Raw genomic sequence first — 13941 nt, forward strand, 5'->3', positions numbered from 1 at the left:
GACCCCAGGGGTCCGCGATCGAGTTCACCCAGGGGTTCGCGCCCGGCGGGCACAGTGCGCGGCGGGCACAACCGGGAGGCCCAGTGCGCGGCGGGCACAACCGGGAGGCCCAGTGCGCGGCGGGCACAACCGGGAGGCCCAATGCGCGGCGGGCACAACCGGGAGGCCCAGTGCGCGGCGGGCACAACCGGGAAGCCCAGTGCGCGGCGGGGCCAGTCAGGTAGGGACGGTGGCCGCGGTGGGCGGCGGAGGAGTTGCCGGGGCTCAGCCCTTGAGCGCCTCGTAGGAGACCCCGGTCAGCTGCTCGGAGGCGGTCCACAGCCGCTCCCCCGCCCGGTCGTCCAGGGTCCAGGGCGCTCGCCGTGACGGCGCGGGCGCCCCGCGCCACATCGCGAGGGACGGCCCGGTGAACGAGTCCGGGCGGACCCCGGGTGCGGTCGCCGCGTACAGGGCGGGCAGCGCACCGGCCTCGGCGGACTGGGCGAAGACCCGGTTGCCGAGCGCCATCAGCCGCTCGGCGACCGGGCGGCCCTCCGCGCGCGGTCCCGCCGTCTGGAGGTTGGTCGCCGCGTACCCCGGATGCGCGGCCGCAGCGACGACCTCGGCCCCGGCCGCCGCGAGTCGGCGCGCCAGCTCGTGCGTGAAGAGCAGGTTGGCGGTCTTCGTACGTCCATAGGCGATCCAACGGCGGTACCCGCGCTCGGAGTTGAGATCGTCCGGGTCGATGTTGCCGAGCAGGTGGGCCATGCTCGACACGGTCACGATCCGCGCCTCGGGAGAGCGGCCCCGCGCGGCGAGCAGCGCGGGCAGCAGCAGTCCGGTGAGGGCGAAGTGCCCGAGGTGATTCACCCCGAACTGCGTCTCGAACCCGTCGGCGGTGGTGCCGTACGGCATCGCCATCACGCCCGCGTTGTTGACGAGCAGGTCGAGCCGGTCGTACGGCAGCGCGTCCGCGAACTCCCGTACGGAGGCGAGGTCCCCGAGGTCGAGCAGTCGCAGCTCGGCCTCCGCGGCCGGCACTTCGTCGCGCAGCCGTCGCACGGCCGCCCGCCCGCGCGGCTCGCTCCGGCAGGCGAGCACCACCCGGGCCCCCTTGCGGGCCAGCTCGCGCGCGGTGACGAGTCCGAGCCCGCTGTTGGCGCCGGTGACGACAGCGGTGCGACCACGCTGGTCGGGGATGTCGTGCGCGCTCCAGCCGGACATGGCCGTCCTCTCCTCGCGGTGTGCCTGGGCAGCCTACGACGCTCCCGGTCACCCACCCCGCATCTCCCCGTTACGACATGTCCACGGCATGGCTACCCTGCGCTTCTAGCGTTCGGCAGCGCACGACCCTCGAACGACCCGTGAACGAGCACTGCGCGACCACTGAACGACCACGGAACGACCCTGTCGCCGGGACCGGCGTACGGGCAGGTTCACCACACCACCCCCAGGAGTGAGCGTGGAACGTCGTACCTTCCTGCGTGCGGCCGCGATCGGCGGCTCCACCGCCGTACTCGGCGGAACCCTCTGGCGCGGCGCCGCCCACGCCGCCCCGGCCCAGCCCGGCACCGGCCCGTACGGGGCACTGGGCACGGCCGACGCCAACGGCATCCGGCTCCCGAGCGGCTTCACCAGCCGGGTGATCGCCCGCTCCGGCCAGACGGTGTCCGGGACGTCGTACACCTGGCACAGCGCCCCCGACGGCGGCGCCTGCTACGCGGACGGCACGGGCTGGATCTACGTCTCCAACTCGGAGATCAACCCGTCGGGCGGCGCGAGCGCGGTGAAGTTCTCGGCGACGGGGACGATCACGGCCGCGTACCGCATCCTGTCCTCCACCCGGCAGAACTGCGCGGGCGGCAAGACCCCGTGGAACACCTGGCTGTCCTGCGAGGAGGTCGACCGGGGGTACGTCTACGAGACCGACCCCTGGGGCACGAAGGCGGCGGTCCGCCGGGACGCGATGGGCCGCTTCAAGCACGAGGCGGCGGCCACCGACCCGGTCCGCAAGGTGATCTATCTGACCGAGGACGTGACCGACGGCTGCTTCTACCGGTTCCGGCCCACGAGCTGGGGCGACCTGTCCTCGGGGACGCTGGAGGTCCTCGTGGCCGGCACGGCCACGAGCGGCCCCGTCACCTGGTCGCCGGTGCCCGACCCGACCGGTGCCACCGCCACCCGCAACCAGGTCTCCGGCGCCAAGCGCTTCAACGGCGGCGAGGGCTGTCACTACGCGAACGACACCTGCTGGTTCACCACGAAGGGCGACAACCGCGTCTGGCAGTACAACGCGGCCGCCCAGACGCTCGAACTCGCCTACGACGACTCGCTGGTGACGTCCGGGACGGCTCCCCTCACCGGGGTGGACAACGTCACGGGCTCCGCCTCCGGCGACCTGTTCGTGGCGGAGGACGGCGGCAACCTGGAGATCTGCCTCATCGCCCCCGACGACGTGGTCGCACCCTTCCTGCGCGTCGAGGGCCAGTCGGCCTCCGAGATCACGGGCCCGGCCTTCTCGCCCGACGGCACCCACCTGTACTTCTCCAGCCAGCGCGGCACCAGCGGCAGCTCGTCGGGCGGGATCACCTACGAGGTGAAGGGCCCCTTCCGGAGCTAGGGGCACCCTCGAACAGGCCCTTCGGGATTGACAGGAACTCGACAGCGGAACGGAGGAACGCGGTCGGGCGGCGGCTCGTTACCCGCCAAGGAAGTCCCCGGCGGATCCGGCGCCACGCCCGGCGCCGGCACCACCGGCAGTGTTACGCCGTTCGCCGCCCGCACCCCACTCACGGAGGCACGTAACCATGACCCCCGCTCCCCCGCCGGCCCCCACCCCGTCCCGCCGCACCGTACTCGGCGGCGCGGCCCTGGCCGCCCTCACCCTGACGGCCACCCCGACCCCCGCCACCGCGGCCGACAACTCCTCTTCCTCCAAAGCAAGTTGGCCGACCGAATACGCCCTCCCCGACGGCTGGCTCCCCGAGGGCATCGCCATCGGCGGCAAGCCGTACGCCTACCAGGGCTCCCGCGCCGACGGCGGCATCCTCCGCACCGACCTGCGCACCGGCGAGGGCACGGTCCTCCACCCGGGCGGCACCGGCCAGGTGGCGGTCGGCCTGAAGCTCGACCACGACGGCCTGCTGTACGTGGCGGGCAGCACGGGGGTCGCGCGGGTGATCGACTCCCGTACCGGCGAACTGCTGACCACCCACCAACTCACGTCTGCCACTGGCCACTTCATCAACGACGTGACGCTGCTCGGCGACCGCGCATGGTTCACCGACTCCCGGGACGCCGTGCTGTACGGCGTCCCGCGCGGCCGTACCGCCGGCGGGATCCGCGCCCTTCCGCTCACCGGCGACTGGGTCCAGCTGCCCGGCGTGAACAACGCCAACGGGATCGTCGGCACACCGGACGGCCGGGGGCTGATCGTCGTCAAGAGCACCCCGGGCGAGCTGTACCGGGTGAACCTCAGGACCGGCCACGCCACGAGGATCACGCTGGTCGGCGCGTCGGACGTGGTGAACGGCGACGGCCTGTACCGCATCGGCCGCACGCTGTACGTGGTCCAGAACCGCCTGAACCTGATCAGCGTCTGGGCCCTGGACCGCACGGCGACCACCGCCACCCTCACCCGCACGATCACCGACCCCCGCTTCGACGTCCCCACCACGGCCGCCCGCTACGGCAACCGCCTGTACCTGGTCAACGCGCGCTTCACCAGCCCACAGGTCCCGGAGACGACGTTCACCGCGGTAGCGGTATCGATCTGACACACCGTCCACCCCTTGCGGAGGGCGGCTCTCGTTCGCCGACGAGTGCCGCCCGCTCCCCCTCCCTCCCTCCCTCCCTCCCTCCCGGGCACAGAAAGTAACAGAACGGCCACACCTCTCACACCGCACGGAAAACGTCCATACCGTCGTCCCCTCACACCACAGCTCGGGGGGACGCACATGAGCAACCCGTACACCACCGCACCCACCCGGAACCCCGGTCCCCGGTGGGCCAGGAAGCGGTACGTACTGCCCGCCCTCGCCCTGGCCCTGTTCATCGGCGTGGGCATCGGCGGAGCCGACGGCGACAAGACGGACGACGCCGAGCCGGCCTCCGCCGCCCCGCGCCCCACGGTCACCGTGACCGCCACGACGACGGAGACCGCCGTCCCCGAACCCGCGGGCACGGTGACCGCCACGGCGACGGAGACGGTGAAGGTGAAGGTGACGGTCACGGCGAAGCCGGCGGCGGACCAGAACGACTCCGGCACCACGGACGACTCGGCCGACTCGGCCGACTCCGCGGGCGTCTACTACGACAACTGCACGGCCGCCCGCGCCGCCGGCGCCGCCCCGGTCCGCGTGGGCGACCCGGGCTACGGCCGCCACCTGGACCGCGACGGCGACGGTGTCGCCTGCGAATAGGACGCGGATGAGCTGAGAAACGGAGAACGCGGCACACCCCCGTCGATTTGCCGAAGCGGCAACAGAACTCGCGACGTGAGCGCCCGGCCCGCATGCTCGACCTCGTCCTCGGAACGATCCCGAGTCATGGAGGGGCGATGCACCGGCAGACCGCGAACGAGGCGAAGCACCGCTCGGTCCCCGCGCCCGCGGGCCGGATCCACGTGGTGGAACAGGGCGAGGGCCCGCTGGTCCTGCTCGTGCACGGATTCCCCGAATCCTGGTACTCCTGGCGGCACCAGTTGCCTGCACTGGCCGCGGCCGGGTACCGCGCGGCCGCCATCGACGTCCGCGGCTACGGCCGCTCCTCCAAGCCCAGCGCCCCGGACGCGTACCGCATGCGGGAACTGGTGGCGGACAACGCGGCGGTCGTGCATGCCCTGGGCGAGGAGTCGGCGACGGTCGTCGGCCACGACTGGGGCGCGACGATCGCGGCCCACTCCGCCCTGCTGCGCCCGGACGTCTTCCACGCGGTGGGTCTGCTGAGCGTCCCCTACACCCCACCCGGCGGCCCGCTGCCGAGCGAGGTCTTCGCACAGCTGGGCGGGGCGGACGCGACGGGCGGGGAGGAGGAGTTCTACGTCTCCTACTTCCAGGAACCCGGCCGCGCCGAGGCGGAGATCGAACCCGACGTACGGGGCTGGCTCGCGGGCTTCTACGCCGCCCTGTCCGCGGACACCATGCCGGCGGCGGGGTCCCCGGACCCCCACTTCGTCACCCGGGGCGGAGAGCTGCGTGACCGCTTCCCCTCCGGGAAACTCCCCTCCTGGCTCACCGAGGCCGATCTCGACTTCTACGCCGCGGAGTTCGAGCGGACCGGCCTGACCGGCGCCCTGAACCGCTACCGCAACCTGGACCGCGACTGGGCGGACCTCACGCCCTTCAACGGCGCCCCGATCACCCAGCCGTCCCTGTTCGTCGGCGGTGCACTCGACGCCTCCACCACCTGGCTGGCCGCCGCGATCGAGGCGTTCCCCAGCACCCTCCCCGGCCTCTCCGCCGCCCACATCCTCGAAGACTGCGGCCACTGGCTCCAACAGGAACGCCCCGAGGAGACCACCCACCTCCTGACCACCTGGCTCTCCACCCTCCCGCCCCCCTGACCCCGCCAAGGGGCGCCGCCCTCCCCCAGGACGCCGCCCCTCCACCCACCCCCTCCGAAAATCAATCGCGCCGAATCAACTCAGGATCAATACGACGCCCCACCAGCGGCAGCGCACCGAGCGCGGCGACCACCACGACGCCGAGCGCGGAAGCAACGAGCAAGGGCAGCCCCGCACCGTCCCAGAAGACGGCCCCGCCGCCGGTCACCAGGTAACTGGACTCCGCCATCTTCCCGGTCACCACCGCGAGCACGAGCCCGACCACCAGCGGCAGCACGACCTGCGCGACCTGAACCGCCCGCAGCGTCCGAGGCCTCGCACCGAGCAACGACAGGGCGGTGACCTGCGGTCTGCGCTCCACGGCCCGGTCGGTGGCGGCGACCAGATAGGCCGCCACGCCGATGATCAGCCCCAGGACCATGCCTACGCCGAGAAGCGTCTTGATGACGGTGATCTGCTGGAGAGCGGCGGCATCCACGCCGTCCGTCTCCACCTCGATGGTCGGGTCGACCCCCGCGATGCCTTCGAGTACAGAGCGCACGGTCTGCGGTGCGGAGCTGCTGAGAAGCCTGAGAGTCGCCCGCTCCTCGGGACGGAAACCGGCGGGGAAGTACGAGGGCGGGATCAGAACGGCGCCGTTGCCGACCATCTGCGCCGCGGTGTCGTCGTGGTACTTGATCGTCTGAAGCGGCACCCGCACCTTGACGACCCGACGCTTGCCCTCGGCGTCGCGCAGACGGAAGGGGAAGCTGCTTCCCGGCTCGCTGGCCTCGTCGTAGACGTGCCCCGAGACCAGCAGCCGTGCCGGACGTCCCTCGACGCAGTTCTCGACCCCGGACGCCATCCCGCGCAACTGACCGCAGGTGGCGATCACGGCACTGATGCTCGTCTGGTCCTCGCTGTCGGCGTCCGTCCACGACGGCGCCTCGATCATGTGACTGCGGACGCCCGGAACCTCGGTGAGAGCCCGCTCCTTGTGCCGGGGAACGTCATCGAGCGCCATGCTGTAGGGCTGGACGGGCGAGGTGTTCTTGGACACCTGATCCAGCTCGATGAGCACTCCCTGCGTGAGAGACGCCGCGTAGACCAGCAGCACCAGGCCGGTCGCCACGCGGAGAGCACCGCCCGGTTCCACTTCGTTGCGCCGCATGGCGAGCCCCAGGGACAGCGAACTCGTGGCACGGGCAACCGTCCGGGCCAGGGCGCGCGAGAGGATCGGCAACGACAGCACGAGGCCGGTACCGACCAGCACGACGGCGAGCGGCATCAGGATCGCGGAGAACGACGTGTCCGTGGGCACGTTCCCCGTCGCGCCGGCCACGCAGTATCCGATGACGATGCCCAGTCCGGGAACGAGCGGAAGCAGGCCCCACAGGCGCGGCGGCTTCTCCACGGCGCTGCGCCGCACGGCCAGCGGGTCGGCCGCGGCCTTCTTCGCCCCGACCCGGCCCACGAACCAGGCAAGCGCCGGACAACCCACCAGACAGACGAGCAGTGCCGTCCCGGACAACGCGCCATCGGCCGGGTACCACTTGAACCCGGGCAGTCCCGTCCGCGCGACCAGTTGGTTGACGACCCAGTAGGCACCCAGGCCGAGGACGGCACCCAGCAATGCGGCAGCGACGGTCTCGGCCGCGTTGACGCGCTGCGTTCCCTTTCTGCTCAAGCCGAGCAGCCGCAGCGCGGCCAACCGCCTCATACGGGAGGCGGCGGACAGCCGGGCGCACACGGAAAGGAACACCGCCAGCGGCAGCAGTACGACACCGGCCAGGGTGAAGCGCAGAATGTCGAGCGTGGAGGGTTCCACGGTGGGAAAGCGCGCCCACTTCCCACCGAACTCCGACAGGTGACCGCCCCCCTTGAGCTGGTCGGGTCTGGCGCCGACGTACGCGTAGAGCTCATCGGGTTGGGCCAGCCCCTGTGCCGAGATGAGGCCGACCTCTTTGCCCGGCACCAGTTGAGCAAGCCCGGGATCTCTGCCCATCATCTCGTGCAACCGAGGAGATACGAACACCTGACCCGGCCCGGGAAGTTGAGGCAGGCCCGGTGGCGGAGCGATCGGCCCGCCTGTCTGAGCGACAAAGATCCGCGTCAGGGGTTCGGAACCGTAGGGGTCCAGTCGGGTGAGGGCCAGACCAGGTGTCTTCCTCGCTGATGACGGACAGCCGCCCCGCCCATTCGAGCAGTCCGGCTCGCGAGCCGCCTTGCGGGCATCTTGTGCAGACAGAATGCCTGGAATAGCCAATACGACGGCCAGACAACAAACACCAATCGCGCTTCCGACCGTCATGAGCAGAAAGCGCACACGGTTGCCGCGACCGCTACCCAACAGCAACCGCAAGCCCAGCAGAAGTTCCTTCACGATGCTTCCCGAACCTGAGCCGTGAGCACACCATCGCACATGATGTAGCGGTGGTCGGCTCGAGCCGCTACTTGCGTGTCATGCGTCACGAGAACCACAGCTGTGCCCTGAGACCGCGCCAGGCTGAGGAATTCGTCCAGTACAGCCGCGGCATTGCCGCTGTCGAGCGAACCCGTGGGTTCATCGGCGAACACAATGGCAGGCCGGTGCACCAGCGCCCGTGCGACGGCCACTCTTTGGCTCTGCCCGCCGGACACTTGCGAAGGCCGTCGTTGCCGAAGTTCGGCAAGCCCTAGCCGTCCCAGCACCTCGCCAGCAGCGGTCAAGGCCTCCGACTTGCGCTGCCCAGCCAGGCGCAGCGGCAGGGCGGCGTTCTCCTCGACAGTTAGCTCCGGGAGGAGTTCACCATACTGGAATACGAATCCGAAGCGCTCCCTGCGAATGGCACTGAGTTCCTCGTCATTTAGGGAGCTGAACGAGCGCCCTTCGAAGCAGATTTCACCACGGGCCGCCGGCAACACTCCGGCCAGGCAGTACAGTAGTGACGATTTACCTGAACCGCTTTGACCGGTGATTGCCACGATGTCTCCCCGACCCAAGGAGATATCTGCGTTTAGGACAGCCGGTGTCTCACCGTAAAAGAGGTCGACTGCCTTGGCGGATAGAACTTCTGACGTATTGATCTCATTCCCCAATCAGAAGCCCGAGCCCAGGTGGATACACCTGGGCTCGGGGAGCCGGACAAGCTCAGCCACGGTCCCAGTCGTGTGTATAAATACGCGTCGGTGCACAGTTGTTCGGGCGGAGGGCGCCGCGGTCTCGACAAACTCGGAAACCCGCCTTTGCCGTGTACCGCTGCGCCCCATCCCAATTGGACTCGTGCAGTCGAACAGCGCGCCCCTGTTTGCCGTAATAGCGGACCCAGTCGTGGCCTTGGACCTTGACCTCGGCGTAGACGTTGTGACCGTCAACGGAAGACGTGTCCTTGAGCTGTCCCCGCCACTCAAAGGCGCCATGATTGACCCCGGGCCGGTTGAACTTGTACTTCCCCCCGCTGAACTCGACCCCTGTTGACGCAAAGGCTGGGAGTGTTCCTTCCACCGGCGAATGCGATGCCGCCACCGCCCCGCCCAACATGAGACCAACCGCAGCCAAGCCGAGCGCTACCCGCTTCATCCACGCCTCCGTAACCATCGGCGATGCCCTCATCGCCCTGAGTAACGGACTGTAGCGGCGCGTAAGTTGACAGAAACGATCAATCGCCCCACAACCATCACATCAGGCGGTCGACTTCCGGCCACGTCGCCGTAAAGGGGCCACTCCTCCCACCACGGAGGCGGGGAACGCAAGAGGACGGCACCCCCGCACAGGGTGCCGTCCTCCTTGGTGCGCCGGGGCCGTCGCCGATCGGTGAGGGTCGGGGACCGGCGGCGGCTCCGGGGCTTCCGGGGCGTCAGCGGTGGTCGCTGCCCGCCGACTGCGAAGCCGCCCGGCCCGCCTCCAGCCGCGCCACCGGGATCCGGAACGGCGAGCAGGAGACGTAGTCGAGTCCGACCTCGTGGAAGAAGTGGACGGACTCCGGGTCGCCGCCGTGCTCGCCGCAGACGCCGAGCTTCAGGTCGGGGCGGGTGGCGCGGCCGGCCTCGACGGCCAGCTTCACCAGGGAGCCCACGCCGTCCCGGTCGATCGTCTCGAAGGGGCTGACGCCGAAGATGCCCTTCTCCAGGTAGGCCGTGAAGAACGAGGCCTCGACGTCGTCGCGGCTGAAGCCCCACACGGTCTGGGTCAGGTCGTTCGTGCCGAAGGAGAAGAACTGCGCCGCCTCGGCGATCTGGCCGGCGGTCAGCGCGGCGCGCGGCAGCTCGATCATCGTGCCGATGGAGAGCTTCAGCTGGACGCCGGTCGCCGCCTCGACCTCCGCGATGACGGCGTCGGCCTCCTCGCGGACGATCTCCAGCTCCTGGACCGTGCCGACGAGCGGGATCATGATCTCCGCGCGCGGGTCGCCCTTCGCCGCCTTGCGCTCGGCCGCGGCCTCGGCGATCGCCCGTACCTGCATCGTGAACAGGCCGGGGATGACCAGCCCGAGGCGTACGCCGCGCAGGCCCAGCATCGGGTTCTGCTCGTGCAGGCGGTGGACGGCCTGGAGGAGCCGGAGTTCGTTCTCGTGGGGCTCCTGGCGGGACTCCGCGAGGGCCACGCGGACCGACAGCTCGGTGATGTCGGGCAGGAACTCGTGCAGCGGCGGGTCCAGGAGGCGGACCGTGACCGGGAGGCCGTCCATCGCCGAGAACAGCTCCACGAAGTCCTGCTTCTGGAGCGGCAGAAGGGCCTTGAGCGACTCGTCGCGCTCGGCCTCCGTGTCCGCGAGGATCAGGCGCTCGACCAGCTCACGGCGGTCGCCGAGGAACATGTGCTCCGTGCGGCACAGGCCGATGCCCTGGGCTCCGAAGCGGCGGGCGCGCAGCGCGTCCTCGGCGTTGTCCGCGTTGGCGCGTACCCACAGCCGGCGCTTGCGGTCGGCGAACGCCATGATCCGGTGCACGGCCTCGACCAGTTCGTCGGCGTCGTTGGCGCCCGCGTGCATGCGGCCCTCGAAGTACTCCACGACGGGGGACGGGACCACCGGGACCTCGCCCAGGTAGACCTTGCCGCTCGAACCGTCGATGGAGATCAGGTCGCCTTCCTCGACGACGTGACCGCCCGGCACCGTCATCCGGCGGCGCTTGGTGTCGACCTCGAGCTCCTCGGCGCCGCAGACACAGGTCTTGCCCATGCCGCGGGCCACCACGGCCGCGTGGGAGGTCTTGCCGCCGCGCGAGGTCAGGATGCCCTCGGCCGCGATCATGCCGTCCAGGTCGTCGGGGTTAGTCTCCCGGCGGACGAGGATGACCTTCTCGCCCGAGCGGGACCACTTGACGGCCGTGTACGAGTCGAAGACCGCCTTGCCGACCGCCGCGCCGGGCGAGGCCGCGATGCCCCGGCCGACCTTCTCCACCTTCGCGTCCTCGTCGAAGCGCGGGAACATCAGCTGGGCCAGCTGGGCGCCGGTCACCCGCTGGAGCGCCTCGGCCTCGTCGATCAGGCCCTGGTCGACGAGCTGGGTGGCGATGCGGAAGGCCGCGCCCGCCGTGCGCTTGCCGACGCGGGTCTGGAGCATCCACAGCTGACCGCGCTCGATGGTGAACTCGATGTCGCAGAGGTCCTTGTAGTGGTTCTCCAGCGTCTCCATGATCTGCATCAGCTGGTCGTACGACTTCTTGTCGATCGACTCCAGCTCGGCGAGCGGGACGGTGTTGCGGATGCCCGCCACCACGTCCTCGCCCTGGGCGTTCTGGAGGTAGTCGCCGTAGACGCCCTGGTGGCCGGAGGCGGGGTCGCGGGTGAACGCCACGCCCGTGCCCGAGTCGGGGCCGAGGTTGCCGAAGACCATCGAACAGACGTTGACGGCCGTGCCCAGGTCGCCGGGGATGCGCTCCTGGCGGCGGTAGAGCTTCGCGCGGTCCGTGTTCCAGGAGTCGAAGACCGCGTGGATGGCGAGGTCCATCTGCTCGCGCGGGTCCTGCGGGAAGTCGCGGCCGGCCTCGGTCCTGACGATCTTCTTGAAGCGGGTGACCAGCTTCTTGAGGTCCGCGGCCTCCAGCTCGGTGTCGACCGTGACCTTCTTGGCGGTCTTCGCGGCCTCCAGCGCGTCCTCGAAGAGGTCGCCCTCGACGCCGAGGACCGTCTTGCCGAACATCTGGATCAGCCGGCGGTAGGAGTCCCAGGCGAAGCGGTCGTCGCCGGCCTGCTTGGCGAGGCCCTGCACGGACTTGTCGGAGAGACCGATGTTGAGGACGGTGTCCATCATGCCGGGCATGGAGAACTTGGCGCCGGAGCGGACCGAGACCAGCAGCGGGTCGTCGGCCTGGCCGAGCTTCTTGCCCATGCGCTGCTCCAGCGCGTCGAGGTGCGCACTCACCTCGTCACGCAGTGCCGCCGGCTCCTCGCCGCTGTCGAGGTAGACCTTGCACGCATCGGTGGTGATGGTGAATCCCGGAGGGACGGGAAGGCCCAGGTTGGTCATCTCGGCGAGGTTCGCGCCCTTGCCGCCGAGGAGGTCCTTGAGGTCCTTGTTGCCCTCGGTGAAGTCGTAGACGAACTTCACGCCCTCAACGGTCGCGGCCTGCTCGGCTACCTGGAGATCTTTGTTTTCCGACACGGGTCTCGACTCCTCGAGGACGCGGTGGCTGCCCTGACGGCCAGGAACATACCCAGATCGAAGGCTCCTGGGTACGTCCACTCGCGCGTCATGTGCCCGTAACCAACCGTCCGCCAGCGGATCGAAAGTCAAGGCTTGGCAAGCGCACGCTCACGAATGTTTTCACTTCTTGAACGCAAGCACCTCCCGAACGCCTCTCACATGCCCCACATTACGCTCAGATGAGCACTGTGCGGCACGATTGATTTCGATCGATGAACGATCAAGGGGTGGCACTGAGTGCCACCCCTTGGAGAAGTGCAGTCGCTCTTGAAACGCTCATCTGAGCACTGAGCCCCTCAGGGGTGGCGAGAATCACGCTGGAATCAGCCTTGTGCGAGCGCCCCGATTTCACCATGCGGACGCTCTCGATGACCTGTCCCGGAGTGGAAACCTGCTCGTCACACGACCATGAGCGGGGATTCCGGGCATCCGGCGGGTCCCGGGGTCCCGTCACAACGAGCGTGCCTCACACCCCGAGCGCCAGCAACCGCTCCTCGGCCCGCTCCGGCGCGTACAGGTGCTCCACGACCAGCGCACCCGCCCCCACCAGGCCCGCCCGCTCCCCGAGCCGCGAGGTGACCACGTCCAGATGAGCGGTGGAGCGGGGCAGCGCGCGCTGGTAGAGCAGTTCGCGCACGCCCGTGAGGAAGGCGGTTCCGGCCAGATCTCCGGCGATCATGAGAACCCCGGGGTTCAGCAGGGTCACGACGGTCGCCAGGACGTCCCCGACCCGACGGCCCGCCTCACGGGCGAATGCGGCCGCCTCAGGGTGACCGGCCGCGAGCAGATCGCGCACATCTGAGCCGGACGACGCCGCGACACCCGCCTCCGCCAGTCTGCGCGCCACGGCGCCGCCGCTGGCGACCGCCGCGAGACAGCCGTAGGAACCGCAGCGGCACAGCGCCTCCGCGCCCACCCGGATGTGCCCGATGTCGCCGGCGCCGCCGTCGATGCCGCGGAAGATCGAGCCGTCGACCACGACCCCCGCGCCTATCCCGGTCGACACCTTGACCAGCACGAACGCCGAGCAGTCGGCGTATCCGGTGCGCTGTTCGCCGTACGCCATGAGGTTCGCGTCGTTGTCGACGAGGACGGGGACCGACACCGTGCCCCCGAATCCGCCCGCGGTCCCGCCCGCCGTCCGTTCGGTGAAGGCGCGGGACAGCCGGCCCCTTATGTCGTAGCCGTCCCAGCCGGGCATGATCGGCGGCTGGACGACCCGGCCGGTCTCGCTGTCGACCGGGCCGGGCACGGCGAGCCCGATGCCGCACACCTCGTCCGGCCGGTGACCCGCCTTCTCCAGCAGCTCGGCGAACCAGCCGCCCAGCTCGCCGAGCACCGCGTCCGGCCCGTCCTCGATGACCAGCGTGCCGCCGTGCTCGGCCAGGATCTCCCCGGTCAGCGTCAGCACGGCCGCCCGCGCGTGGCGGGTGTCCAGGTCCGCCGCGAGGACGACGGCGTGGGCGTCGTCGAACTCCAGGGTGATCGAGGGCCGGCCGCCCAGCGGGGAGTCGACCGGGCCGCCGGCCCCCTCGCGCAGCCAGCCCGCGCGGAACAGGCGGTCCAGCCGCTGGCCGACGGTGGCGCGGGAGAGGCCGGTGGCCTGCTGGAGGGCACCACGTGTCGTCGCCCGTCCCTTGCGCACCAGTTCGAGCAGATCTCCGGCGCTGGCCTGACCTCGTCCCGTCATGCGCACCCCCTTGTGTTTCTCAAGCCTGCATTACATATTGAGTTTTGCGTGTTAAATAGACGTAACCCTACGGTAGCCGTTGCCGAACCGGTCGGCCTTGTCGT

General features: G+C 70.0%; 10 protein-coding genes. 4 read left to right on the top strand and 6 right to left on the bottom strand.

Going from position 1 to position 13941, the window contains the following annotated elements:
- Nucleotides 1-264: 264 nt before the first annotated feature.
- Nucleotides 265-1203, bottom strand: coding sequence for an oxidoreductase (locus tag AOQ37_RS31535; protein WP_062649396.1), 939 nt, complete (start codon nt 1201-1203; stop codon nt 265-267).
- 238 nt (nt 1204-1441) lie between these two features.
- Here AOQ37_RS31535 and AOQ37_RS31540 point away from each other — a divergent pair, with 238 nt between their 5' ends.
- The 4 genes from AOQ37_RS31540 (at nt 1442) to AOQ37_RS31555 (ending at nt 5542) form a co-directional block, all read left to right on the top strand.
- Nucleotides 1442-2599, top strand: a complete 1158-nt coding sequence (locus AOQ37_RS31540) for an alkaline phosphatase PhoX (RefSeq protein ID WP_062649399.1) — start codon at nt 1442-1444, stop codon at nt 2597-2599.
- A 187-nt stretch (nt 2600-2786) separates the two neighbouring features.
- Entirely contained in the window at nt 2787-3755 is a 969-nt protein-coding gene (locus tag AOQ37_RS31545; protein ID WP_062649401.1) for an SMP-30/gluconolactonase/LRE family protein, read from the top strand.
- Nucleotides 3756-3935: 180 nt separating this feature from the next.
- Nucleotides 3936-4400, top strand: coding sequence for an excalibur calcium-binding domain-containing protein (locus tag AOQ37_RS31550; RefSeq protein WP_062649403.1), 465 nt, complete (start codon nt 3936-3938; stop codon nt 4398-4400).
- A gap of 137 nt (nt 4401-4537) precedes the next feature.
- Nucleotides 4538-5542 (top strand): alpha/beta fold hydrolase, encoded by a 1005-nt coding sequence (locus AOQ37_RS31555; RefSeq protein WP_062649405.1) that lies wholly within the window; start codon nt 4538-4540, stop codon nt 5540-5542.
- A 61-nt stretch (nt 5543-5603) separates the two neighbouring features.
- Here the strand turns inward: AOQ37_RS31555 and AOQ37_RS31560 are convergent, their stop codons facing one another.
- The 5 genes from AOQ37_RS31560 to AOQ37_RS31575 all read right to left on the bottom strand — a co-directional run bounded on the left by AOQ37_RS31560 (nt 5604) and on the right by AOQ37_RS31575 (nt 13837).
- Nucleotides 5604-7904: an FtsX-like permease family protein gene (locus AOQ37_RS31560; RefSeq protein WP_062649407.1), complete on the bottom strand. Its 2301-nt coding sequence runs from the start codon at nt 7902-7904 to the stop codon at nt 5604-5606.
- Nucleotides 7901-8587: an ABC transporter ATP-binding protein gene (locus AOQ37_RS31565; RefSeq protein ID WP_062649544.1), complete on the bottom strand. Its 687-nt coding sequence runs from the start codon at nt 8585-8587 to the stop codon at nt 7901-7903. The genes AOQ37_RS31560 and AOQ37_RS31565 overlap by 4 nt, the downstream gene beginning before the upstream one ends.
- Nucleotides 8588-8651: 64 nt before the next feature.
- Nucleotides 8652-9080: a hypothetical protein gene (locus AOQ37_RS41530; protein WP_078890445.1), complete on the bottom strand. Its 429-nt coding sequence runs from the start codon at nt 9078-9080 to the stop codon at nt 8652-8654.
- 277 nt (nt 9081-9357) lie between these two features.
- Nucleotides 9358-12105, bottom strand: a complete 2748-nt coding sequence (gene ppdK, locus AOQ37_RS31570; RefSeq protein ID WP_062649409.1) for a pyruvate, phosphate dikinase — start codon at nt 12103-12105, stop codon at nt 9358-9360.
- A 508-nt stretch (nt 12106-12613) separates the two neighbouring features.
- Entirely contained in the window at nt 12614-13837 is a 1224-nt protein-coding gene (locus AOQ37_RS31575; RefSeq protein ID WP_107085345.1) for an ROK family protein, read from the bottom strand.
- Nucleotides 13838-13941: the final 104 nt, after the last annotated feature.

The organism is Streptomyces maremycinicus (genome assembly GCF_001184025.1).
Taxonomy (GTDB): Bacteria; Actinomycetota; Actinomycetes; order Streptomycetales; family Streptomycetaceae; genus Streptomyces; species Streptomyces maremycinicus.

Coding starts and splice junctions, on each gene's coding strand:
- AOQ37_RS31555 (WP_062649405.1), top strand. CDS start 4,538: ATGCACCGGCAGACCGCGAACGAGGCGAAGCACCGCTCGGTCCCCGCG.
- AOQ37_RS31545 (WP_062649401.1), top strand. CDS start 2,787: ATGACCCCCGCTCCCCCGCCGGCCCCCACCCCGTCCCGCCGCACCGTA.
- AOQ37_RS31575 (WP_107085345.1), bottom strand. CDS start 13,837: ATGACGGGACGAGGTCAGGCCAGCGCCGGAGATCTGCTCGAACTGGTG.
- AOQ37_RS31535 (WP_062649396.1), bottom strand. CDS start 1,203: ATGTCCGGCTGGAGCGCGCACGACATCCCCGACCAGCGTGGTCGCACC.
- AOQ37_RS31550 (WP_062649403.1), top strand. CDS start 3,936: ATGAGCAACCCGTACACCACCGCACCCACCCGGAACCCCGGTCCCCGG.
- AOQ37_RS41530 (WP_078890445.1), bottom strand. CDS start 9,080: ATGAAGCGGGTAGCGCTCGGCTTGGCTGCGGTTGGTCTCATGTTGGGC.